General features: G+C 69.6%; 26 protein-coding genes and 1 pseudogene. 8 read left to right on the top strand and 19 right to left on the bottom strand.

Annotated features, from left to right (window positions below; translation table 11 throughout):
* Positions 1-70: 70 nt before the first annotated feature.
* From ssb to ACZ68L_RS21155, 3 genes are read right to left on the bottom strand one after another with little or no spacing between them, the layout of a single operon-like run.
* Positions 71-577 carry a single-stranded DNA-binding protein gene (ssb, locus tag ACZ68L_RS21165; RefSeq protein WP_469579111.1) on the bottom strand — a complete coding sequence of 169 codons (507 nt, stop codon included), beginning with the start codon at positions 575-577 and terminating at the stop codon, positions 71-73.
* A gap of 29 nt (positions 578-606) precedes the next feature.
* On the bottom strand, positions 607-1,599 hold the full coding sequence (locus ACZ68L_RS21160) for a hypothetical protein (RefSeq protein ID WP_469579109.1): 993 nt from the start codon (positions 1,597-1,599) through the stop codon (positions 607-609).
* Positions 1,572-1,895, bottom strand: coding sequence for a hypothetical protein (locus tag ACZ68L_RS21155; protein WP_469579107.1), 324 nt, complete (start codon positions 1,893-1,895; stop codon positions 1,572-1,574). Before ACZ68L_RS21155 ends, ACZ68L_RS21160 begins: the two co-directional genes overlap by 28 nt.
* A gap of 90 nt (positions 1,896-1,985) precedes the next feature.
* On the opposite strand from ACZ68L_RS21155, the gene ACZ68L_RS21150 reads away from it, so the two are divergent.
* Positions 1,986-2,192: a hypothetical protein gene (locus tag ACZ68L_RS21150; protein ID WP_469579105.1), complete on the top strand. Its 207-nt coding sequence runs from the start codon at positions 1,986-1,988 to the stop codon at positions 2,190-2,192.
* Here the strand turns inward: ACZ68L_RS21150 and ACZ68L_RS21145 are convergent.
* The 15 genes from ACZ68L_RS21145 to ACZ68L_RS21075 all read right to left on the bottom strand — a co-directional run bounded on the left by ACZ68L_RS21145 (position 2,185) and on the right by ACZ68L_RS21075 (position 12,631).
* The gene (locus ACZ68L_RS21145; protein WP_469579103.1) at positions 2,185-2,874 is read right to left on the bottom strand and encodes a zinc finger domain-containing protein; all 690 of its coding nucleotides are present in this window, start codon (positions 2,872-2,874) and stop codon (positions 2,185-2,187) included. The genes ACZ68L_RS21150 and ACZ68L_RS21145 overlap by 8 nt on opposite strands.
* Complete coding sequence (locus ACZ68L_RS21140) at positions 2,871-3,836, bottom strand: hypothetical protein (protein WP_469579101.1); 966 nt, start codon at positions 3,834-3,836, stop codon at positions 2,871-2,873. Before ACZ68L_RS21140 ends, ACZ68L_RS21145 begins: the two co-directional genes overlap by 4 nt.
* A 64-nt stretch (positions 3,837-3,900) precedes the next feature.
* Positions 3,901-4,767: a DUF2303 family protein gene (locus ACZ68L_RS21135; RefSeq protein WP_469579099.1), complete on the bottom strand. Its 867-nt coding sequence runs from the start codon at positions 4,765-4,767 to the stop codon at positions 3,901-3,903.
* Positions 4,767-5,150, bottom strand: a complete 384-nt coding sequence (locus ACZ68L_RS21130) for a hypothetical protein (RefSeq protein WP_469579097.1) — start codon at positions 5,148-5,150, stop codon at positions 4,767-4,769. The genes ACZ68L_RS21135 and ACZ68L_RS21130 overlap by 1 nt, the downstream gene beginning before the upstream one ends.
* A gap of 422 nt (positions 5,151-5,572) precedes the next feature.
* On the bottom strand, positions 5,573-5,809 hold the full coding sequence (locus ACZ68L_RS21125) for a WhiB family transcriptional regulator (RefSeq protein ID WP_469579095.1): 237 nt from the start codon (positions 5,807-5,809) through the stop codon (positions 5,573-5,575).
* Entirely contained in the window at positions 5,806-7,281 is a 1,476-nt protein-coding gene (locus tag ACZ68L_RS21120; protein WP_469579093.1) for a UvrD-helicase domain-containing protein, read from the bottom strand. Before ACZ68L_RS21120 ends, ACZ68L_RS21125 begins: the two co-directional genes overlap by 4 nt.
* A 73-nt stretch (positions 7,282-7,354) precedes the next feature.
* Positions 7,355-8,590 carry an AAA family ATPase gene (locus tag ACZ68L_RS21115; protein WP_469579092.1) on the bottom strand — a complete coding sequence of 412 codons (1,236 nt, stop codon included), beginning with the start codon at positions 8,588-8,590 and terminating at the stop codon, positions 7,355-7,357.
* A complete protein-coding gene (locus tag ACZ68L_RS21110; RefSeq protein ID WP_469579090.1) occupies positions 8,587-8,883 on the bottom strand; it encodes a hypothetical protein in 297 nt (98 codons plus the stop codon). Before ACZ68L_RS21110 ends, ACZ68L_RS21115 begins: the two co-directional genes overlap by 4 nt.
* A complete protein-coding gene (locus tag ACZ68L_RS21105; protein WP_469579087.1) occupies positions 8,880-9,140 on the bottom strand; it encodes a hypothetical protein in 261 nt (86 codons plus the stop codon). The genes ACZ68L_RS21110 and ACZ68L_RS21105 overlap by 4 nt, the downstream gene beginning before the upstream one ends.
* Positions 9,140-9,391, bottom strand: coding sequence for a hypothetical protein (locus ACZ68L_RS21100; RefSeq protein ID WP_469579086.1), 252 nt, complete (start codon positions 9,389-9,391; stop codon positions 9,140-9,142). Before ACZ68L_RS21100 ends, ACZ68L_RS21105 begins: the two co-directional genes overlap by 1 nt.
* Complete coding sequence (locus tag ACZ68L_RS21095; RefSeq protein WP_469579084.1) at positions 9,391-10,365, bottom strand: hypothetical protein; 975 nt, start codon at positions 10,363-10,365, stop codon at positions 9,391-9,393. Before ACZ68L_RS21095 ends, ACZ68L_RS21100 begins: the two co-directional genes overlap by 1 nt.
* Positions 10,362-11,141 carry a BN159_2729 family protein gene (locus tag ACZ68L_RS21090; protein ID WP_469579082.1) on the bottom strand — a complete coding sequence of 260 codons (780 nt, stop codon included), beginning with the start codon at positions 11,139-11,141 and terminating at the stop codon, positions 10,362-10,364. The genes ACZ68L_RS21095 and ACZ68L_RS21090 overlap by 4 nt, the downstream gene beginning before the upstream one ends.
* Positions 11,138-11,446, bottom strand: coding sequence for a hypothetical protein (locus ACZ68L_RS21085; RefSeq protein ID WP_469579080.1), 309 nt, complete (start codon positions 11,444-11,446; stop codon positions 11,138-11,140). The genes ACZ68L_RS21090 and ACZ68L_RS21085 overlap by 4 nt, the downstream gene beginning before the upstream one ends.
* Positions 11,443-12,042: a sigma-70 family RNA polymerase sigma factor gene (locus ACZ68L_RS21080; protein WP_469579078.1), complete on the bottom strand. Its 600-nt coding sequence runs from the start codon at positions 12,040-12,042 to the stop codon at positions 11,443-11,445. The genes ACZ68L_RS21085 and ACZ68L_RS21080 overlap by 4 nt, the downstream gene beginning before the upstream one ends.
* A 79-nt stretch (positions 12,043-12,121) precedes the next feature.
* The gene (locus ACZ68L_RS21075) at positions 12,122-12,631 is read right to left on the bottom strand and encodes a hypothetical protein (RefSeq protein WP_469579075.1); all 510 of its coding nucleotides are present in this window, start codon (positions 12,629-12,631) and stop codon (positions 12,122-12,124) included.
* 230 nt (positions 12,632-12,861) lie between these two features.
* Here ACZ68L_RS21075 and ACZ68L_RS21070 point away from each other — a divergent pair, with 230 nt between their 5' ends.
* The 4 genes from ACZ68L_RS21070 (at position 12,862) to ACZ68L_RS21055 (ending at position 16,065) form a co-directional block, all read left to right on the top strand.
* Positions 12,862-13,284: a helix-turn-helix domain-containing protein gene (locus tag ACZ68L_RS21070; protein WP_469579071.1), complete on the top strand. Its 423-nt coding sequence runs from the start codon at positions 12,862-12,864 to the stop codon at positions 13,282-13,284.
* Between the two features lie 163 nt (positions 13,285-13,447).
* Positions 13,448-13,663 (top strand): hypothetical protein, encoded by a 216-nt coding sequence (locus ACZ68L_RS21065; RefSeq protein ID WP_351072054.1) that lies wholly within the window; start codon positions 13,448-13,450, stop codon positions 13,661-13,663.
* Between the two features lie 13 nt (positions 13,664-13,676).
* Complete coding sequence (locus tag ACZ68L_RS21060) at positions 13,677-15,059, top strand: tyrosine-type recombinase/integrase (protein WP_469579068.1); 1,383 nt, start codon at positions 13,677-13,679, stop codon at positions 15,057-15,059.
* 49 nt (positions 15,060-15,108) lie between these two features.
* The gene (locus ACZ68L_RS21055) at positions 15,109-16,065 is read left to right on the top strand and encodes a hypothetical protein (RefSeq protein WP_469579065.1); all 957 of its coding nucleotides are present in this window, start codon (positions 15,109-15,111) and stop codon (positions 16,063-16,065) included.
* Positions 16,066-16,732: 667 nt separating this feature from the next.
* Here the strand turns inward: ACZ68L_RS21055 and ACZ68L_RS21050 are convergent.
* Positions 16,733-17,104: a DUF6344 domain-containing protein gene (locus ACZ68L_RS21050; protein ID WP_469579063.1), complete on the bottom strand. Its 372-nt coding sequence runs from the start codon at positions 17,102-17,104 to the stop codon at positions 16,733-16,735.
* Positions 17,105-17,427: 323 nt separating this feature from the next.
* On the opposite strand from ACZ68L_RS21050, the gene ACZ68L_RS21045 reads away from it, so the two are divergent.
* The 3 genes and pseudogenes from ACZ68L_RS21045 (at position 17,428) to ACZ68L_RS21035 (ending at position 21,109) form a co-directional block, all read left to right on the top strand.
* Positions 17,428-17,562: a DLW-39 family protein gene (locus tag ACZ68L_RS21045; protein WP_003958712.1), complete on the top strand. Its 135-nt coding sequence runs from the start codon at positions 17,428-17,430 to the stop codon at positions 17,560-17,562.
* A gap of 233 nt (positions 17,563-17,795) precedes the next feature.
* Positions 17,796-19,646, top strand: a pseudogene (locus ACZ68L_RS21040) (vWA domain-containing protein).
* Positions 19,646-21,109 carry a hypothetical protein gene (locus ACZ68L_RS21035; RefSeq protein WP_469579061.1) on the top strand — a complete coding sequence of 488 codons (1,464 nt, stop codon included), beginning with the start codon at positions 19,646-19,648 and terminating at the stop codon, positions 21,107-21,109. The pseudogene ACZ68L_RS21040 and the gene ACZ68L_RS21035 overlap by 1 nt, the downstream one beginning before the upstream one ends.
* Positions 21,110-21,170: the final 61 nt, after the last annotated feature.

The raw sequence follows: 21,170 nt of genomic DNA, 5'->3' as shown, positions 1-21,170 counted from the left end.
GCCGGGGGCGGGCACCCTTGCGGCGCCCCAAGTCCGGTAGCGGCGGTGGGTCAGTGGCTGCAGGTGGCCGTCAGAACGGCGGCTCGTCGCTGTAGCCCTTGGCGTTGTCGACGGCCCAGGGGTCGTCGGCCGGGGGCTGCGCCGGGCGGGTCTGCTGGGGTCGGCCCTGCTGGGCCTGTCCGCGCGGCTGGCTGCCCGTCTGTGCCCCGTTCGTGCCGGTTGTGGCCTTGGTGACCTGGGCGGTGGCGAACGCCAGCGACGGGCCGATGCTGCGGATCACGAGCGCGGTCCGCTCGTGCTTGACGCCGTCCTTCTCCCAGGACTCGGTGCGCAGCTCGCCGGTGACGTTGACCTCCATGCCCTTGGCCAAGGTCTCGACGATGTTCTCGGCCAGGCGCTCCCAGGCGGAGCCCCGGACGTACATCACGTCGCCGTCCTCCCACTCGTTCGTCTGCTTGTTCAGCCGACGGGAGTTGAAGGCGAGCGGTACGGAGCAGACGGCCTTGCCGGACTGGACGAAGCGGAGCTCGGGGTCCGCGGTGAGGCGGCCGGTGCCGGTCAGGGTAGGCAGTGCCATGAGGTGATCTCTCTTTCGTGCGCGGTCTATCAGGGGTTGTTGGCAGGAGTGGACTCGCCCGTGGGGGTGTCCTTCTCCGCCGATGTGGAGTCGGGTTCGGGGCCGTTGCATCCGAGCTGGGCTCGCATGGGCCCGGTGTGGCGGGGGTTGGTGCACGGCGGTTCGGTGGCGGGGCGGCGCTGCTCGGCGCAGTTCGCGCAGTAGTCGCCGGTCGCGTCGCACTGCCAGCCCTCGGCGGTGCGCACGTGGGTACGGACGACCCCCAGGCGCTCGGCCTTGGTCATGGTGTCGGTGACGATGAAGTCGCCCTCGAAGGTGGTGCCGCAGGTGTCGCAGAAGACGCCGAGTCCGCAGGGGTACTTCTGACCGGTCGGGGTGTCGTCCTCGGTGGGTCCGCAGTCGGGGCCGGAGCAGTTCTCGCGGGTGCCTCGGTGGGTGGTGAGCCCGCCGTGGGATGGGTCGGGTCCCTCGTGCGTGGCCTCGGTGGGCTGGTCGGTGTCTGCCCACTTGAAGGCGAGCATCGGCTCGATGAGCAGGACGCCGTCCTGGTGGTTGGCCCGGCGCATTCCGGCGCCGCAGTACTGGCCGATGAGGGGCGAATACCCCTCGATCCGCAGCTCGGTACGGAGTCCCTGCAGCGACGGGGTGGTGCCGATCTGCATCCACGCGGTCCGGGCGTCGGTGTAGTCGGCCGGAGTGGACTCGCCCGTGGGGGTGGCTGCCATGCGACGCAGCAGCTGGACGGCGTCACCGCGGCCGGGGTCGCATTCGTAGTCCTGGGGCAGGTTCTCGATGGCGTCGGCTCCGGCGATCAGTGCGGACGTGTAGACGGCGGCGGCGTACTCGGTGACCTGTTCGCCGACCAGCAGCGCGGTTCCGGCCGCGAACTCGGCGGCTGCCTGCTCCTCGGCAGGCTCGGCGGGGTCGGGGCCGTTACATCCGAGCTGGTCGCGCATGGGCCCGGTATGGCGCGGGTCAGTGCACGGCTCATCGGTCATCTTCGGGGTGGGGTTCTCGGCCATGACTTCCTTCTTCGGTTGCGGTGGTCGTCGAGTCGGGTGACTCCGACGGGGAGGGCCAGCTGCTCGCAGCGGGCGGGACAGGTGGCGATGTGCGGGAGGTGGAGCCGCTCCCACCCGGTCAGCGGGAGGTCGGCGGACGGGCGTCGGGAGCGAAGGGTGCCGGTGCCGTCGCGCCAGGCCGCGGTGTTCCCGGCGGGGTCCGGGTCGGGATCGACTGCGAGGTGGCGGCCGGCCTCGGTGCGGGTCCAGCGGACCGGGTTGTGGCAGTCGGGGCAGTGGGCGGCTGGTGGGGCCATGGCGGTGTCCGGTGGGTGGCGGTGTGGGCCCGGTCGGCGGCGGTGATCCGTTCGGGGTGCGGGCTGGCTACCGGAATGCGGAGGCCGCGGATGGTGGCGAAGCACCGGGTGCCGGGGGCGGCGGCGCAGGCGGGGCAGGTGGCCGTCTCGGTGACCCAGGTGATGCGGCGGACATCGTGGGTGGCCGAGCGGCGTACGGCTCCAGTGGCGGGGTTGGCACACAGCTCGCCTGCCGGAGCGCTGCACCAGGAGCAGGCGACCTTGAGCTGGGGGAAGCGGCTGATGCCCATCAGGTGACGTCCTCGTAGTCCGGTGCGGTCTCGGGAGGGGTGGTCTTGAGGGCGGCGGCCGAGGCGGCGCGGCGGCGCTCGACCTCGCGCTGCTCGTCGGCCGGGTCGACTGGGGGCAGGCCGGCGGCGGCGCGGCGGGCATCGTCGAGGCGGGCGGGGTGGACGTCCTGTCGGCGGCGGCCGCGGGTGGTGCAGCTGGTGCCGGGCAGGGCGTGGCAGATTCGGCAGGGGATGGCGCGCGGGTTGGTGATTCCTTCGCGGGTCGTCGGCGTGGTCTTGCCGACGGAGCCGAGCACGGCGGCCGCGCGGCCGGGAGGCAGAGCGGGGGTGGTGCCGCGCCCGATCGCTGCCCGCGCGGGCCGGGCGGGAAGGCGTCCGTCGGCGGCGGCCTGGACCAGGGCGCGAATGGACTGCGTGGATTCGAGCCCGGTCTCGCCCGGGTTGCCGTCGTAGAGGACGTGGGCGGCGTCGATGCGGTCGGCGCGGCGGGCCTTGATCTCGGTGATGATCTCGGCCGGGCTGATGAAGGGCTGGCGGGCGGCAACGGCGATGACGGCACGGCGGGCGTCGTCGACGTCGTATGGGGCGAGGATTTCGCCCCAGACGTCCGGGGTGAACTCGCCGAACTTCTGCGCGGGGCAGGCGGCAGCGACGTACTCGGCGATCTGGATCGCTTCTTCTTCGGTCACTGGGGTGCTCCTTCCTTGCGGGCGGCGGCGCGGGCCTTGGCGCGGGCGAAGAGATCACCGGGCTGTGGCGGGCTGGGGCGCTGCGGGGCCGAGGCGGCGTTCAGGACTTCGTTTACGACGCTGGCGAGCGTCGAGGGGTGGAGGCGCTTCGTCATCCAGAGCGCGATGCCGCGGCGGATGGTGTCGGGGTGGATGCGGTCCTCATCGAGGAGGACGCGGATCTCTCGGGACATCTGGCCGATGACGCGGGACGGCGGGCGGGCGTCGCACCGGTCAAGCCACTCGCCGACGATCGTCTGCGCGGTGACCGGCTCCGGCACCTCGTGCTCGTCGATCACTTCGGCGTCGATCACGTCGTCGGGTGCGGCTTGTGCGTCAGCCGATGACGACGGGTCGTGAGAAGAGAGAGGTCTTGTAGAGAGAGGAGAGAGAGTAGGCGTCTGGGATTCCCGGACACTGACGTCCGGTGTTTCCGGACACTGAGATTCGTCAGTGTCCGGATTCTGCGGACACTGGGCTTCCGGCTCAGTGTCCGGGAAATCCGGACTCTGAGACTGGTCAGTGTCCGGGAAATCCGGACTCTGAGAATCGGGGTCAGTGTCCGGGAACCCCGGAGACTGAGCGTCGTCAGTGTCCGCAGAATCCGGACCCTGGTCGCTGTCACCCGTGTCCGGAAGTTCCGGACACTGAAGCGGGAGAATCCGGTACTTCGCCGTGCCGTTCTTCTGGCCGGCCGAGACCTTCTCCAGACAGCCCTTCTTGATCAGGGCCTTGATCACTTCGTAGACCTGCGGACGCGACACCTGCGCCCGGCGCAAGATCTTCTCGGACTCGACACTGGACCAAGTGATCCGAGTCGTGTCTCGGGCGTCGTCTGCCAGCACCGAGAGCGCGAGCTTCTCGCGGTGCGTCAGCGTCGTCGGTGCATAGTCGAGCACCTCGACGTACAGGCGGCCGCCCACAGGTCTCCTTCGGGGTTGTGCGGGGTGCGGCCGGCCGGGGTGACCGGCCGCACCAGGGGGTAGATCAGCGGGACGTCGGGGCGCCGTTCAGCACGGCCATCGGAACGTCGGAGTCGATGAGAGTCCGGATATCGCCGAAGGCCGCGGTGAGAATGTCCTCGGGGCGCTCGATCTTGAAGCCGAGGCGGAGTTCGCCCTTCTGCCGGTCGAGGCGGTACCGGAACCGGGCGGTCACCCGGTACGGCTCGGCCCCCTCGAAGGGCCGCAGCGCGAGCGTCAGCGTGGCCGGGATGACGATGTCGCCCTTGTGGCCGGCCTTCGCCTGGACGTCCTCGACGTACGAGAACTTCCGCTGGCCAGAGTCGAGCCGCTGGCTGGACTGGAACTCGGCAGACGTGGTGGCCTCGAAGGACTGGGCGAGCTCCAGCATGGTGGCGGAGTCCGGCTCGACCAGGTCGACGAGGTTGTTCTCGATGAACTCGGCGAACGTGGCTTGCGTCATCAGCTGGTTGTCCGCGTCAGTCCAGGCCCGCCAAGCGGGGGTTGCCCGCAGGCGGAGCTCCAGGCGGTGGCTGGCCCAGCGGGCGCTCTCAGCAGTGTGGGCGTCCAGGACCGCGGTGATTGTGCGGGCGTCGGCGTCGGCGTACACCTCGGTGTTGTCGTCGCCGTGCTTGTCGAAGTACGCGAGGAAGCTGTCGACGTCGCGGACCAGGGTGGTGCCGGACTTCCGCGGCGGCTGGCCGGTGAACTCGGGTCCGGTCAGGTCGACGCGGTGCGCCCGGTTGTCCGGGGTGACGAGCGAGTACACCTTGCCGGGTGCCAGCTCGAAGGGCTGGGTCGCGCGGGTGGCCACGTTGATGATGGCCTGGGTACCGTCGGCCTTGCCCTCGATGACGGTTTCGAGCTTCTGGGTGTGCGAGGGGTACGACATCAGTTGGCGCTCCTGAGCTGGGTCTTCTGGGTGGTGGACTCGACCTCGCGGAGGCCCGTGATGACGGGCTGGCGCGGGTCGGTGCGCGAGAGGTTGCCGTCGTCCGTCGCGAAGAAGATGGACTTCGGGCGCTCGACCTTCGGGAGCCGGGCGGCGACGGCGTCCGTGACGGTGAGGGTCCGACCGTCCGTACCGGCGATCGGCTTGATGTCGATCTTCAGCGAGATCGATCCGGCCTTGCCGGTCTCACGGATCGCCTCGATCAACTCGTGCAACTTCGTGCTGAGCTCGTCGTGCAGCTGGCCGCCGGACTGCTCCTGAAGGAATGCGGCGAACGGCCGGACAACCTGCTCGTCGGGCTCGGCGGTGGACTTGTCGGTCATGACTTCCTTTCGCGGACTGCTTGCTGTGCTGCGCGGTAGACGTGGGGGGAGGACCGGCGCTTGCCGGACGCCACCGCGCGGTGGTCGAAGAGCGCAGACGCGCTCTGAGGGGATGGGGTGGACCATGCGGAGGCCGGCCAGCCCGGCCCAGGCGGCGGCTCCGGCAGGCCGCGGAGAGCAGCGGGTGTGTGGAGCGGGCACCGGAGGCCGGTCAGGTACGGACGGACCTCGTCGACGGCGCGGCAGTACCGGCGGTCAGCGCCGATCCAGTGCCTGCACTCGGGCGGAGTCTTCTCCGTCACCAGCGGTCCTCTCGGGGGTGGTGGGTGGTGGCCTGGTGCGCGGACGGTGTGGGGCGTCACGGCCGCGCACCAGGAGTCAGGCGGCGCGCTGCTGCTTCGGCTGCGCACCGGGACGGCGGGTCATCTCGTACCGCTGCCTCGGGGACTTGCCACCGCGGATCCCGAACCGGCTGGCCTCGCCCTGCCCTGCTCCTCGGCCAGTGCCGAGTCCAGGCAGCCGGGACGGATCGGGCACCGGGTGCAGGTCTCCTTGGCCTCGGCGCGGTCGGCGTTCGCCTCGGCGCTGAGGCCGGTGACGAACCACTTCTCGCGGTCGCAGCCGAGGCAGAGCGCCTTCGACCAGTTGACGTCGCTCATGCGGCCACCGCCGTCACTGAGTCGACCCAGGCCAGGGCCTCGCAATCGAGGACCTGGCGGGCACGGGTCACCGCGACGTACGCCAGGCGCCCCTCCTCTCGGGGCAGGAGGATGTGACCTGTGGTCGGATCCGGCTTCGGGGCCCGAAAGTCCGAGTGGATCCGGACAGTCGGCCACTCCCGGCCCTTCGCCTTGTGCGTGGTACTGACCACCAGCTCGGCCTGGTGCTCGGCTGCGAGGGCATCGGCTGCTTCGACGATTCGCTGAGTGCCGTGCTCATCGATGAGCTTCACAAGGACGTCGAGCGAGCCGTCTTCCTCCCGCGCGTACTCCCGCACCGCGTCCCACGACGGGAAGCCCATGAGCTCGGGGTGGTCGGTGGGCTGGCCAGACTGGAGTGCCTCGGCAGCCCAGGCGAGGGCCTTGATGTCGCCGCCACCACCGACGAGGGCGACCTTCCGGCCGGCGGCGAGGCCCTCCATCACGATCCCCATTGCGCCGGAGTTGGTGCGGCAGAGAATCGCGTCCGGCTCATCAACCGGGCCGATGCTGGACTCGGCCTGGTCGAAGCCGCGCAGGCGGAGCGGGGCGCCGATGACGTGCAGCCACCGGTTCGCCTCCTCGGCGATCGCCGGTCCGAACCGGAACGACTGGCTGAGCGTCAGCTCGGGGGCGCCGAGCGTGCGGACGAACTTCTGCAGGGCATCGTTCGCGCCGCGCCAGCTGTAGATCTGCTGCGCCGAGTCCCCGACCGCGATGCGCTGCGCGTGCTCTTGGTCCAGAAGCACCGCGCTGAGCACGTCGTTGGTGTCCTGGGCTTCGTCGAGGAGCACCACGTCGGTGGCGAGCTTCGGCCCGGACAGCGCCCACATCTTGAGGTAGTGGTCGTGGCTGAGCTTCAGCACACCGGTCTCGTCGGTCAGGTCGGCCCACGCCGCGAGCGCGACGGGCAGGACCAGGGCGAGGAGCGCGGTTCGCGGCCCCTCCTTGGTGAGGCCGTCGTACTGCGGCACGTGCTTGGCGCGGATCTCCGGGTCGGAGCTGTGGCACCACCGGGTGATGGTGTCGAGCGCCGCCCGCATGATCAGCTTCCCGGTCATCGCCTTCGGCGTACCGAGGTCGGTCGGGATGGCGGGGGTCGAGCCGATGATGCCGAGGATCTGCTTCACGCCGATGGCCTGGGACGCGGCGTGTGCGGTCTGGCGCGGCATGTTCAGGCGGGGCAGGTGCCGGGGGTCGAACGCGAGGGCGTGGCCGGTCTTGCAGAGCACGGTTCCGGGGAAGCTGCGCGATGCGTCGGCGGCGATCGCCTTGTTGTAGGCGACGTACGTCATCCGGCGGCGCGGGTCCGACTTCGCGATCATCTTCAGCGTCGAGCTCTTACCGCATCCGGCGCCGGCCTGGAGCACGAGGTCGATGCCGTCGCCGTACGTCGCGATGGCATCGAGCTGCTCGGGGGTGGGGTCCACCACTGTGGTGTCCTCCTCTCTGGGATGGTGCGGGCCCGGCCGGGGGGTGGCGGCCGGGCCCGCGGTCAGTGGTGGATCAGGCGGCGGTGAGCTGGTCTTCGAGGCCCTGGACCATGGCGGCGAACTCGTCTGCCGGGTTGTCGCGCTCGCCGAAGGCGCTGAGCGTGTCCAGGAGGGTCGCGGCCTCGTCGAAGGTGAGCTCGTTCGCGGTGGCGACCTGGCGGTCGATGATGAGGCCGATCGCGCGGAGCCGCTCCTCGCGCGCTTCCTTCGCGCCGAGGCCGACCTTGGCGAAGCAGGCGTGCATCATCCGCATCTGCGGAGCCGTTACTGGCGACGTCCCGGACGGGGCGTCAGGCTCCTGGGGCTTCCCTGCGGGAGCGGTGCTCAGCGCGGCCTCGGACGGTGCCGGGGCGGCGGGCTTCGGCTTGAGCGCGGTTCCGTACTCCGCGATCAGTGCGCCGATCGTCGTCGGCGTCGCGGTCTTCGGGTGCAGCTGCTCCGTCGCCAGCAGGCCCCGAGCCTTCGCCCGCGCATGCAGCGCGAGCGCACCGTCATAGGTGAGGTCTTCGGCCGCGAGCGCGTCCATCAGGACCTGGACCGGGTCGATGCCCTGCCCCAGCTGTTCGAGGATGATCTCCGCCAGGTCCTCGCCGGGGTGGTGGAGTGTCAGGCCCTCCAGCGGCTCGTACCGGGTCTTGGTCACCGTTCCGGTGCCCTCGACCATGTCGAGGATCAGGCCGAGCTCGTACTCGGCCCCCTCGCGCTGTACTGCTTTGACCCCGACCTTGGTGACCTTCTTGCCTTCGATCACGTAGTCGCCCTTGGTACGCATGGTGGCGATGACGTGGCCCGGGTAGTTCAAGAGCGCGTCCAACATGTCCTGTTCGATCGGGTTGCCCTCGCGCCAGCCACCGAAGGAACCGCCCGCGCCGGGCTTCCGGCCGGCCTCTTCCACGATGGTGAGGAGACCGCCTCGCCCGTTCCAGAAGTGGGACCAGGAGTCGACGATGAGGACAGCGATGCTGGCGGCGCGGGCGGCGGCGATGGCCTGGATGAGGTGTCGGGGGTCGTGGGTGTCCATCGGCATGTGGCCGAACTCGTGGCCGCCGAGCTCGGGCTTACCCGGGACGGGGGCGTAGGTGAGAGCAGAGCCGCGCTCGGTGTCGATGACGCCGATGGAGCCGCCCTGGGCGAGGCCCTCGGCGATGCGGAGGGCGGACTTGGTCTTGCCGGACCCGGCCGGGCCCTGGAGACCGATGCGGGCCTTGGCGGCTTCGCGGGTGGCGGGGGCGAAAGTGAACGTGCTCACGTGGTGCTCCGGTTGGTGCGCTGGTGCGGGGTGGTGGTGAGTCGGCCGGTGGCAGTCGCCTCGGCGATCCAGGCCGCTGCGTCTCGTACGGCTCCGAACCGGGCCGTGCGGCGGCGCTGCACCGAGTGGGAGTCGGTCGGCTTGGCGCCGTACCTCTCGGCGGACCGTGCGAGGAGGCCGGCGGACAGCTCTTCGCCGGTCTCGGAACGGAGCTCGGCGAGGAGGTTGGCGGCCTCGGTGGCGGACATACCGCCTGCGACGAGGCCCCGGTACGCCTTGGAGTACGCGCTCATCGGCTCTCGCCCCGCTTCGGCGGCTTGACGCCAGCGGCCTGGTACCACTCGTGGAACTCGCCCGACCCCATGCCCGGCTCGGAGCCGTCAACGGCGGCCTGCATGGCGGTCGCGGCGGTGAGGGCGAGCGTCGCGTGAACCTGCGCCTCGGCGGCGAGCGCGTGCCCGACGACCGGGTCGCCGCCGTCGCCGTAGGTGAAGTGGTGAGCGCGGTTGGCGAGGCGCTCGGCCTCGCGGTAGTGCTCGGGTCCGTTCATCAGGCACCGCCGACGCGGAGCTCGGCGAGCGCGGACCCGTACGCGGCGCAGTCCCAGGAGCAGAACAACCTCTTCGGCTCCGTGGACCCGACGACCTCGATCACGACCCAGCCGGTGATGCGGCGCACCCCGCCGGGCTGGGCACCGCAGCCGTCCGTCTTGCACCGGCTGGTCGTCTCGATCGTCCGGCCCGGTGTCGGAGTGCTGGTCTTCCCCTTGTTCCATTCCTTCTGCGTCTTCGTGGCAGCCATCAGGCACCGTCCTTCTGAGCGAGGAGGAAGTAACGGCCGTCGTCGGGGCCGTGGACCGTGAGGAGGCCGTGGGCGGCGAGCGCGTGCAGGTCCTCGCGGGCGTGGTGCCGTCGGCCACGCTTCGGGTAGCCGAGATCGGCGAAAACCTTCTCGGCCCGGCCGGTGGTCCACCGGGTGCCGGGAGCCTCCCGGACGTGCGCAAGCAGCTGCTGCGCGCGGTAACTGAGCTTTCCCGCTGCCGGTGCTGCTTCAGGCTTCGGGTCGAGCGGCGCGGGCAGCTTCCCGGTCTCGCGCAGCGTGTCCAGCCAGGTGGCCGGGTACCTCGCGTGCAGCCACTGGATCTTCATGAAGCGTCGCGGGCCGCCATACCCCTTCGTGTGGACCTCAACGTTCACGCCCTGGGTGACGTCGGGGATACCCGGCAGCTCGGCGCGCACCATGTGGTTGGTGCCGTGCTCGATCGAGGCCGGTGCCCAGCCCTCCGGCAGCCAGCCACCGATCTGGATGTAGCTGTGGCCGTAGTAGTCCGGGGCCAGCTCGACGAGGGACCAGTCGGTGAGGGTGACTGTTCCGTCGGCCAGCTCGACGGTGGCGGGCATCCGGGCGACGAGTTCGGCGCGCTCGTCGGCGGCGTCCGCGCACTGCACGCACAACCACCCATCGCCGCACCGCTCCCAGCCACGCTCGGCCGCCTTCGCCGACCACTCCCCGCGGGAACAACGAGGGGCGGAGCAACCGATGAACTCACCGAGTTCGGGAGTGGACTCGCCCTCACGGGTGTCCTTCTCCTGATCGATATCGAGGGCAGAGGCGATGCGGTCCGCGAGACCATCGGCCGTACCGGACCACGTGTCCCGCGCGCTGTACCCGACTCGGGACCGGGCGTACTCGATCGTCACCACAGTGGTGTCCGCTGTGGCGCCCGGCAGCGTCGCAAGGATCGCCGCCCGAATCCGATTGCTGAGGTTCGTCACGCGCGCTCACCAGCCTCGGCAAGGGAGACGACGGTGTCGGCTGCGGGCTTGCCTGCCTGGTCCCGGATCGGGAGCAGCGGGCCGACCAGGTCGACGACGGAGGCGAGCATGCACCGCTCGGGCCGGCCGTCCATCGACAGCAGCGGCATGCCCTCGGCGGTCTCCCCCTGGAAGTACCAGCGGTCTCCGGCGGTGTCCTCGTGCGGGAAGGCCAGGTCGTAGAGAATCCCGGCGTGCCGGTACGGGCGCCGGGCACGAGCCTTCTCAGCGAGCTGGAGCTCCGGTACGTCGTACGCGAGGACGCTGAGCGGGACTCCGTCCCAGGACGTCCGCCCGCACACCAGGTAGTCCAGACCGGTCAGCTGGTGCTCAGTGACACCGAGAGTGGACATCCACCCGGCCCAGCGCGACAGGTCGGTCACGTACAGGCTGACGACCACGGTGTCGCGGTCAGCCCGGACGCCAGCGACATCGGGCTCGGACGCGTACGTGGTGGCCATGACGGCGGCGAGCTGGCGGGCCCGGTCGCACGCGGCGTCCCAGTCGCTGGCCTGCTGCTCCAGCTCGGTCGGCGCGGCGGCCGGTGCGCACTGCGTGGCCGGCGCCACAGGGGCCCAGCCCTGCGGCGTTCGGCGGAGCACTGTGCCGTACGTACGCTCCGGGTCGACGAGCAGGCCCCGACGGTCGAGGGCGTGAGCAACCGCCAGCGCAACGTCGCCCGTACCGCCCAGCAACTCCCGGATCGTCGTGATCGCAGAGGGAAGATTCTTGTTCACGCCCCGGCCCTCGCGATCTCGCACCGCGCGAGGACCGTCCAGAGCCCCACCTGAACGTCGCCGAAGGGGATGGTCAGCTTCAAGATCTGCTGCGGCCTGGAGAAATCGCAGGTGACGTCGGCGATCGGGACGCCGAGGGCCTCCCGCCACGCCTCGAAGTCGGCCGGGCCATCCAGGAGCAGAGCGGTGTCGCCGCCAGCGGTGCAGGTGACGTATCCGCCCGGCAGGCCCGGGTGGCGCGTGGTCAGCGACAGAAGCGCCGCGAAGTGCGCGGCCTGGGTGCTGATCGGAGGAGAAGAGATCACGCTGCCACCGCCAAACGGGCCCGGAGCGAGACCATGGCGCGGAAGGTGAGGAGACGGACGGATCCGATCGTCCTTCCGGACACCGTCGCCGCCTCCTGGACCGACAGTCCGACCAGGTGCCGCAACTTCACGGCCTCGGCCTGCTGCGGCGTCAACGTCAGCAGCGCAGCACGGACGACCTCGTGGGCTTCGGCGGCCTCCAGATTCCTCAGCCCCGAGTCCTCGGCACTGGTCGTCACCTCGTCGGCGTCGAACATGTCACCCGAGGAGATCTCCAGCCGGGTGCGGCTGGCCTTGGCGTGGTCGATCACGAGGTTCCGGGCGATCCGCATGAGCCAGGCGCCGAAGGCGTTGCTGTCACCGGTCCGGAAGGTGTCGATCCGGCGCAGTGCACGGAGGAACGTCTCGCTGGTGAGGTCCTCCGCCGTCACCTTGTTCCTGACGCGGGCGGCAACGTACCGGTACACGGCCCGGTTGTGCTCGTTGTAGAGGAAGGCGAACGCCTCCCGGTCGCCGCTCCGGGCGCGAGCGAGGAGCTCCGGCTCCCGCTCCGCTCCCGGCGGGTTGCTGATCTTGGGGCTAGCCTGTGAGTTCACGGCCTGCCTCCTCTTCTCTGTGGTGAGGTGGGTCTCGGGGTCGTCCGGTACTTGGCGGTGCGGGCGACCCCGCGGTGCGTCAGGCGGAGATGCGTTCGCGCTGCTGCCGCATCCCGGCCAGGACGGCGCGCGGGTCGAAGCGCCGATTGCGGCCGACGTAGTGCAGGCCCGGCCACTCGGGGTTGGCCTTGATCTGCCCGTCGATCCAGCTCATCGACTTCCGCAGGAAGCGGGACAGCTCCCGCTGATCCATCAGCTGATCCGGCAGCGGATCGATGGCCGGGGCCGACTTCCCGAAAGCGCGAGTCTTCGATCTGCTTGTAGATGTAGATTCAATGAGCGTGAGAAAGACCGTCTCGAAGAGCGCGTTGACCTCCTGGTCGAGCGCCTTCGCGATCAGGTCAGCGGCCCGCTCGCTGCAGTCCTCGCGGGCAGTCTTGCCGTTCCCGGCGATGAAGCCGACGTATGCCGGTGAGAGGCCCTTGCCGGTCGGGTCGACTTCCTTCGTTCGGGCGGCGAGGTGCGGGATGTCCAGCCCGGCCGCCTTTATGGCGGCTCGGAGCGGGGCTCCGTGGTCCAGTCGTCGCATGGGGATCCTCCGGCGCATGGCCGAATAGGGGTCACGCGGGCCATTCTGACCTGCGATATCTACAGTCTGCATGTAGATGCAGATCGAGTCAAGGGGGCTCACTCGGGGTACGGGCAAGGCGGGTAGGGGCGCACGGCGGTTTTGTAGATGCACCAGAGCGCCGTCAAGCGCCGGTCAAGCTGCGCCGATCTACTTGCGCATGTAGATGTGGATGCAGGATCCTGCGGTGTGTGACTACAGGCCCGCACCACCCCGGCGACACCAACCCCGCCGCCGAGGACCCCGCCCCCGCCGGCGAGGACCTGGCAGCACTACTGACCCGCCTACTCGAAGAGGCGGGCCGGACGCAGAAAGAGCTGGCCGCCGAGGCCGGCATCAAGTACCCGACGCTCAACGCCTGGGTGAACCGCACTCGCGGCACCTCCCGCATCGACCCGAACGACCTGCGCGCGATGGTCAACATCCTTCGCCTGTGGCGAGTCGACGTGACGCCCGCCCAGATGTTCACGGCGGCTGGGCGCAAGGTCCCCGGCCCCAGCGATGAAGAGCGCGAACAGCGCCTCCTCCGCATCTACCGAGAACTCCCAACTGACTCTCAACGCGCGCTCATTCAAACGGCCGAGGCTATGCGGTCGGCCAGTCGTGCGCGATAAGGGTTGCCTAACCAGAAGGGAATAACTCCTTCCGAATGCATATGCCGAACCCCCTCCACAGATCCTTCACACGCAGGTAATCTCAGCCTTTCCGCTGTCCTCCCGTAGCGGCTCAACGCAATCGCGCATGCCCTGGGGGATATCTGTGTGCACTCTCATCGCCGTGGCCGACTCCCAGTCGGAGACCGCCATTTGGGACCCGGACGAAATCACCATCACCGTCCAAGGGGGCACCCACCCACACGACCTGATCAGAGACCTCGCGGCTCTCCTGGCCGACCTCGGCGCACCCACCACCGCCACCGGCGGCGGTCTCGTCTGCTTCTGCGGCGATCCCATCACCATCCCGCGAGAAGCGATCGCCGCCGGCACGCTCTGATCAGGAGTCCGCCGTGCAGAAGACGCAGACCAGCAACCCGCGCCCGAATCCCAGCATGAGGTGCGGCTGCCCGCCATGCCTCAAGAAGTACCCCGGCGACCGCCCGCCGGTCCCGGTCGAAGAGCACACCGGGTCGTGGGAGGCCCGGTACACCGACCCACAGGGGAAGGGTCGCAGCAAGAACTGGCCAACCGAGACCAAGGCCATCGAATTCCTGGAGCGGACCCGCACCGAAATCCGTCAACGCACGTGGCTCGACCCGGCCCGGTCCGAGATCACCCTGTGCGCCTGGCACCGACTGTGGTGGCCGACGCAGACCGGCGAGGAGACCACCCTTGACCGGGACGGCCGCAGCTACCGCAACCACATCGAGCCCCACTGGGGCGCGCTCAAGCTGTACGAGTTCAGCTGGCTTGGGATCCAGACCTGGGTCAATGGACTGCACGACGAGAACGGCGGGCCGCTCGCAGCGTCCTCCGTGGTGAAGGTCTTCCAGATCCTCGACCGGATGCTCGAAGCGGCGAAGCGCGACCGGCGCGTCCCCTTCAACCCGGCCGAGGGGGTCAAGCTGCCAAAGGTGAAGAAGAAGCACCCCGAGGACCGGCGGCCTCCGTCGTACGCACAGCTCTGGCTGATTCGCGCACACCTCCCCGACTACATGCACACCCTGCAGATCGTCGCCCAGGAGACCGGGCTTCGTTGGGGTGAGCTCGCCGGGCTGCGCTGGTGCAACGTCGACTTCGCCCGTCGCGTCATCCATGTCCGCGAGGTGCTGACCGAGGTGAGGGGGAAGATCAGGCGGAAGGTCTATCCCAAGTCGGACGCTGGCCTGCGGACCGTACCCATTACTGGCCTCGCGCTGCGCGTGCTCCGCGAGCTCCTGGCCGACGAACCCGACGCCAGCACCGAACGATCGGAACCCGAGGCAGGGCTCTGCGTGAACGAGCTCGTGTTTCACGGGAGGAACAAGGTCCGGCGCGGATCGAAGAAGACCGGCACCGCGGGCGAACCGTACCGGGCGCCGCTCCGCCGGAGTGCGTTCCGTCGGCTGTGGACGGACGCTCTCACCCACTCCGGTGTCGGCCGGAAGAAGACGCGGAAGGTCATGGTCGAGGAGAGGGATGCGGCGACCGGTCGCACGCGGAAGGTGGAGAAGGAGCGGACGGAGTGGTGGCCGGCCTTTCACGACCAGCGACACAGCTTCGCGTCGCGGCTGCACGATCGGGGCGTGCCGGAGGTCATCGCCCAGGAGATTCTCGGGCACGAGCGCGCGGGGAAGGTCACGTGGCTCTACACCCATGCCGCCGCCGATTATGCGGGCCAGGTCCTTGCGGCGCTGGAGGAGAAGAAGCCAGGCCGGAGCGGTGTAAAGAGGCCACTTCGCCTGGTCGCGTAATTTCCGAAACTGCTGTTGCGTGCATGAGTTGGCCTCTACGGTCCGACTCATGCACCTTGACGCTGAACACCTGGCACTCTCCTCGCGTAAGTGGATGAACGCAGCCTTCACAGCCTTCGCTGATGGGCCGTCGTCGGAAGGGATGGCGGTCCATCACGCTGGGGTGGCCACGGAGCATCTACTGAAGGCATTTCTGGCTCGGATCCACCCGTCGTTGATAGTCGACGGGAAGGACTTTCCGTCGCTCCTCTATGCGGCGGGCCAGGGCGAGCTAAGTCAGGTCAAAGGGTCTCAGGTCAAGACGATTCAGCTGGGTGAGGCGCACGAACGGGCGCGCAGTCTCTTGCCCAAGATCCCTGTGCGCCCAAAGGGCCGCGCCTGGCCACTCGCTGACGCGCGCAATGGTGTTGCTCACGCTGGGTACCACGAGAGGGGCGAGGTCATTGCGGTCTTCGTCAGCTGCATCAAGGTGATCGACCCTCTGCTTGTCGAGCTCGGCATTGGCGCTGACTACTGGCGGCCTCACGAAGCGATGCACGACAAGCTGCTTCAGGAGGAGGGAGAGGCGGCTCGGGTTCGGCTGGAGCGGGAGCTCGCCAGGGCCCGGCGAGTCTTCGAAGAACGGTATGGGCACTTCAGTGAGAGGGAGCGGGCGCTCGTGCTGAACACCGTCGGTCGCACGGTCACTCCAGGGTTCCTCGATGACATCTCGGCGTCCGCCATCTGTCCGGCGTGTTCGTCGCCGGGCTCCTTGATGGGTAGGAGCTACGTGGACACCGAGAAGTGGACCGTCATGCTGACGCCGCAGATCTTTCGGTGCTTCGTCTGCGAACTGCGTGTCGAGTCCGGAGAACTCGATCTCCTGGCAGAGCCTCTTGGAGGTGACATCGATCTGGAGATCCAGGTCGAGGACTACTACAGCGAGGCTGAACCCGACCCGGACTACGAGCACGATGGCGACGATGACGAGCCGGACGAGAGCGATTATGTGGACTCGCGACTCTGAGCGCCCTCATGGTCGGCAACGGCGGCGGAGTACCCCGTGGCTACCCCAGAACTACCCCAGCAGCCGAGCAAGCCGGACCGGGTTCTACGAATGCTTGAAGATGTAGATACGTGTAGGGCCAGGTGGAGCGGGTACTGGCGGTGACCTGGGGGTCTCCCCTATATAGGGCCGGGTCCTGATAAGGATGAGGCCACAGGTTCAAATCCTGTTAGCCCCACCAGTACGAAGACCCCCAACCGATCATGGTTGGGGGTCTTTGGCATCTCTGACCGACATCAGCCGATCATCGTATCTTCCAGGGGCTCGGCGAGCATGGGCTTCGGCCGTTGACCCGAGGCTCACGCCCATCGGGTTACTGCGGAGGCGCCATGACTGATCACGGTTGGTCCGACAGCAACGATGACGAAGATCCCTTCGAGCGCGGAAAGCTGGATTGGGCCTGCGGGTGCTGGATTCTCCTCGGGGGGTCTTTGATCGTGTTCTGCGGCGCGATGTGGGGCTCCTGGGCCTTCGCTCATCGGAGTCCGTAGATCGTCGGCGATCGTGACTCAGAGCCTGTCCGGGCGGCTCCCGCACCGGGAGCCGCAGGGCGGGGCCGGAGCGCACGAAGAAGCCCCCGTCCGGTGTGAACCGGACCCGGGGGCTCTGTGCGTCGATTGCGCCGCTCTCACGGCGGCAGGAGGGACACGTCCCCCGCCGGGGCCCCGTGGGTGGCGCGGGCGGTGCTTCTGGTGTCCATGGCGTTCGCCGTGTCCGTGGACGGATGCCGGGCGGCGGGAGAGGAGCCGTGTGCCTCGGCGCGGATGCGCTGCTTCATCGTGGGTGGCAGCGCCCTGTCACGCGGAAGGGTCCATCGCACCGACGGGGTGGTCGCGGTTGCCGCGGTCGCACCCGTGTGCCTCTGGTTCGTGGTGATCGGCTCCGGGGCGCTCTGCTCCGTGGCCGTCGCCGGGCTGCTCATGAGCCCCAGTGCGGCGAGGAGGGCGAAGAAGGCGGTGACGAAGGCGGTCCAGATGCTCTTGGGCTTGAAGGCGCTCATGGCCCCTCGCTTTCGGGTAGTCCGGTTTGCTTACCTTTCCGATGATGTGGATGTGGCTCGCGATTTCATGGACCGACGCCACGGATCGGTCGATCTTCAGATGAACACCACTCGTATGGTTCAACCGGCCTTGACGGGCCTGTCCTGTCCGGGGGGAACGGCGTGACCGCGCCCGCCGGCCGGAGCGACGCTCGCGGCGAGTCCGGGAGATCGCTCTTCTCCGGGGGCCAGTTGGGTCGCGGGCAGGTCACCGATCGATATCGGCCGGTGTGTATAGTCGGGCGGCAGAAGTCCCCTACGTCAAGGAAAGACGAGGTCGCGCGGTGAAGAAGCTTCTCCTGGTCGCACTGGCCGCCATCGGCGGGCTCCTCGTGTACCGCCAGATCCAGGCGGATCGCGCCGAGCAGGATCTGTGGACGGAGGCGACTGACTCCGTGCCCGCAGGTTCGGGTGTGTGAGACAGAACAGTCTGATTGCGGGCCCCGGTCGCTGAGCGGCCGGGGCTTCGTGCTGTTGCGGGACCGTGGCACCTGTGCTCGTGAGTTCACTTAAGCAAATCAATGGGTTGCGGAAGCAAAACGCCGGGTTCTCGGTCGAGGGGGCACGGGTGAAGGCACGGGACCACCATCGCCGCACCGCAGTCGTGGGGGCATGGATCGGCGGGGCGCTGCTCGCCCTGGTGGCGGGCGCGATGCCGGCCGTGGCGGTGGCGCCGGCGCCGGCCGCTTCCGGGGCGCCCGGCCGCGAATCGGGCGGCAGCCTGGTCATGGTGTTCGACTCGTCCGGCTCCATGGCGGACGACGACGGGTACGGGACGCACCCGGATGGAGAGTGCCCGTACGGCCGTCGGCACCGTCGTCGGCGGCCTTCCCGACGGGTATCCGACCGGGCTGCGGGTGTACGGCGCCGACCGTCCCCGGGGCTGCGCGGACACCAGGCTCGTCCAGCCGGCGCGCGGGCTCGACCGGGCGGCCGTGAAGCGGGCCGTGGCGGCCGCGGAACCCAAGGGCGACACCCCCATCGGATTGTCGCTGCGCAAGGCCGCCGAGGACCTTCCGCGGCCCGCGGGTGGTGCCATCGGCACGCGTACGATCCTGCTGATCTCCGACGGGGAGGACAACTGCGGTACGCGGCGGCCCTGCGAGGTCGCCGCGGAGCTCGGCAGCGAGGGGATCGGGCTGCGGACCGACACCGTCGGCTTCCAGGTGCGGGGTGAGGCCCGCCGACAGCTCGAATGCGTGGCCGCGGCGGGCAACGGCCGCTACTACGACGCGCCGGACGCCAGGTCGCCGGCCCGGCAGCTGCGACGGGCGTCGCGGCTCTCCGCGGACGGCGACCTGGCCGTCCGGGGCGAGCCGGTCGGGGGCGCGGCGACGGGTGCTGACGCGCCGGTGCTCGCACCCGGGCAGTACCTGGACACCATCGGGCCCGGTGAGCAGCGGTACTACGCCGTCGAGCTGGACGCCGTTTCGACGGTGGGCTTCTGGGCGACGGCGGTGCCACAGCCCGGGGCGGCCGTCGACACGTTCGACGCGCTGCGCACCAGCGTCACGTACGGCACCGACAGCTCCTGCGGGACGGAGACCGCGCACTTCCTCCAGAAGGAGGGCGCGACGCCCCTGACCTCGGCCCTGAGGGCTGTCCCGTATCCCCACGGAGCGCGGCACCCGTCTCTGCCACCGGCGGGCCGGTATCTGCTGGTGGTGGAGCGGGAGAGCAAGACGGGCTCCGACGCCGCGCGTTGGCCGCTGGAACTCCTTTACGCGGTGGAGGCGCCGCTGGGCAGGGATGTCACGCCCGCCGGCTCGCGGCCGGAGTACGGCGAGGGCGGCAAGGACGCGGTGCCGCCCGCCGGTGACCCCCGGGACGTGCGGGGCGGTACCGGCTTCAATGACGCCGAGGACATCGGACCGGGCGTGTCGCGCGGCCGGATCCTTCCGGGGCAGACCCTCTGGTACAAGGTTCCGGCCGGATGGGGCCAGCAGGTGCGCTACGACGTGGAGTTCGCGAACGAGCCCACGGTGGAAGGCGTCGCTTCCATGCACTCGTACGGCGTCACCCAGCTGTTCACCCCGGCTCGTTCCCCGCTCACCGGTGGCGGCGAGTTCACCCCGACGACCGTGTACGACGGCCGTCCGTCGGCGCTCAGGATGGGCGGCGTGCGGGTCGCGTGGACCAACCGCTACGAGTACCGCTCCCACGTCCGGCCCGTGCACGCCGCGGGCGACTTCTACGTCTCGGTGACGCTGGGGCGCATGCCGCCGATATCGCGGAGAACCCGCAGATCGGTGTGGTGCTGCGGGTGTCGGTGCTCGGCGACGAGCTGGCCGGACCCGAGCACAACGCTCCTGTCGCGGCCAAGAAGGTGGACAAGAGCGGCAATTCGATCAGGGCCGCAGACAGCGGCGGTACGGGCGGGGCAGGATGGACCGGCATCGCGGCCGCTGCCGGGGCGGGCGCCGTGGTGGTGGTGATCGCGGTGCTCGTGTTCCTACGCGGGCGTCGCGGGCGGGCCGCACAGACGACGAGGGGAAGCGCGTGATGAGGCAGCGCAACAGGGGCCGGGTGGCGCTGGCCGCGGCTGCGGTGATCTGCGCGGCGGCGGCGCTGCCGGGGCAGGCGTACGCGGCCGGGGAGCCCGCCGCGTACACCTTCGATCCCGGGGCGGAGCCGGTCGGCGGCGCGGAGGTCAGCACCGAGGCGACGGCGCTCACGCCCGGATCGGTCTACAAGAGCTCGATCGAGCAGGGCGAGAAGCTTTACTACCGCCTGAACCTGGACGCGAAGACCAACGCATACGTCTCTGCGGTGGCCGTGCCCAAGGGCGGCGGCCAGGTCGCCTACGGGGACGGCATCAAGGTCAGCATCAGGAACAGCACCGACCTGCAGTGCAGTTCGCAGGACGCACGGTTCGCGTCGGCGGAGTTCCCGCGTCCGATCGCGGCATACGCCTACCGGATCGCGGACAAGGACAGCAGTACCTGCCAGGAAGCCGGAACGTACAACGTCCTGATCGAGCGGGAGAGCAAGGCCACCTCGACGCCCGACGCGTGGGATCTGGAACTGCGCTACGAGTCGGAGCCGCAGCTGAAGCAGGGCGGTTCGACGCCGACCGAGGCGCCGGACAGCTGGCCGTCGGTGCTGCCCGCGCCGCCCACCGACGCCCCGCAGAATCGATCGGGCGGCACCAGCTACTACGACGCGACCAGCCTGCAGACCGGCGAGTGGCACGACGTCATCGCACCCGGGCAGACCCGCTTCTACCGGGTGCCGGTGGACTGGGGTCAGCAGATCTTCGCCACCGTCGACCTGGGCAACAACAACGCCTCGGACAAATTCATCGGCAGTGCGCTCGCGCTCTCCCTCGACAATCCGGCACACGGTCATGTCGACAGCGCGACGCCGCTGTCGTACTCCGGAAAGTCCGCGTCCGTATCGCTGGATCCGCTGCCGCCGGTGGCGTACGAGAACCGGTACGACTCCACCAGCAGCGTCAGCGCCATGCGATTCGCCGGCTGGTACTACTTGTCGGTCGCGCTCAGTCCGGAAGTCGCGAAGTCGTACGGCGACAAGGGGATCGGGATGATCCTCAAGGTCAAGGTGGAGGGTACGGCGGCGAGGTCGCCGTACACGGGTGACAGCGGCACCTTCTCGGTCACGCAGAACGACAAGGACATGGCGAGGAGCGGCAAGAGCGACCCCGAGGCGGCCAGGAGCGACACCATGAGGATGGTCGGGGTGGCCGGGATCGGCGCGGGAACGGTGCTGGTGCTCGGGCTGGGCGTGTGGACGCTGCTGGCGCGACGCCGCGCCGTGACCGCCCCGGCGGGTCCGGTCGGTTCGAACGGTCCGGCGGGTGCGGTCGCTTCGAGCGGTCCGGCGGGTCCGGTCGGTCCGCATGCCCCGGCGGGTGCGGCCGGTTCGAGTGGTCCGGCGGGTCCGGTCGCGGGAGGCCCGGCCGGGGGCGGGCAACCGCCGTACGGAGGCCCGACACAGACCTGGTGAACGGGCCGGAGCCGCTCCGCACACGGCGGGGGCTCCGGCCCCGCAGTGCTCGGCTCAGGGC

This window comes from Streptomyces sp. NPDC104309 (assembly GCF_055584025.1).
This window is presented reverse-complemented; position numbering and strand designations above follow the sequence as displayed.

Excerpts from the sequence above, each read along its gene's own strand:
- ssb (WP_469579111.1), bottom strand. The coding sequence starts at position 577 with ATGGCACTGCCTACCCTGACCGGCACCGGCCGCCTCACCGCGGACCCC.
- ACZ68L_RS21035 (WP_469579061.1), top strand. The coding sequence starts at position 19,646 with ATGAGGCAGCGCAACAGGGGCCGGGTGGCGCTGGCCGCGGCTGCGGTG.
- ACZ68L_RS21050 (WP_469579063.1), bottom strand. The coding sequence starts at position 17,104 with ATGAGCGCCTTCAAGCCCAAGAGCATCTGGACCGCCTTCGTCACCGCC.
- ACZ68L_RS21160 (WP_469579109.1), bottom strand. The coding sequence starts at position 1,599 with ATGGCCGAGAACCCCACCCCGAAGATGACCGATGAGCCGTGCACTGAC.
- ACZ68L_RS21055 (WP_469579065.1), top strand. The coding sequence starts at position 15,109 with ATGCACCTTGACGCTGAACACCTGGCACTCTCCTCGCGTAAGTGGATG.
- ACZ68L_RS21110 (WP_469579090.1), bottom strand. The coding sequence starts at position 8,883 with ATGAGCGCGTACTCCAAGGCGTACCGGGGCCTCGTCGCAGGCGGTATG.
- ACZ68L_RS21155 (WP_469579107.1), bottom strand. The coding sequence starts at position 1,895 with ATGGCCCCACCAGCCGCCCACTGCCCCGACTGCCACAACCCGGTCCGC.
- ACZ68L_RS21130 (WP_469579097.1), bottom strand. The coding sequence starts at position 5,150 with ATGACCGACAAGTCCACCGCCGAGCCCGACGAGCAGGTTGTCCGGCCG.
- ACZ68L_RS21125 (WP_469579095.1), bottom strand. The coding sequence starts at position 5,809 with ATGAGCGACGTCAACTGGTCGAAGGCGCTCTGCCTCGGCTGCGACCGC.
- ACZ68L_RS21075 (WP_469579075.1), bottom strand. The coding sequence starts at position 12,631 with ATGCGACGACTGGACCACGGAGCCCCGCTCCGAGCCGCCATAAAGGCG.
- ACZ68L_RS21100 (WP_469579086.1), bottom strand. The coding sequence starts at position 9,391 with ATGGCTGCCACGAAGACGCAGAAGGAATGGAACAAGGGGAAGACCAGC.
- ACZ68L_RS21150 (WP_469579105.1), top strand. The coding sequence starts at position 1,986 with ATGGTGGCGAAGCACCGGGTGCCGGGGGCGGCGGCGCAGGCGGGGCAG.
- ACZ68L_RS21135 (WP_469579099.1), bottom strand. The coding sequence starts at position 4,767 with ATGTCGTACCCCTCGCACACCCAGAAGCTCGAAACCGTCATCGAGGGC.
- ACZ68L_RS21105 (WP_469579087.1), bottom strand. The coding sequence starts at position 9,140 with ATGAACGGACCCGAGCACTACCGCGAGGCCGAGCGCCTCGCCAACCGC.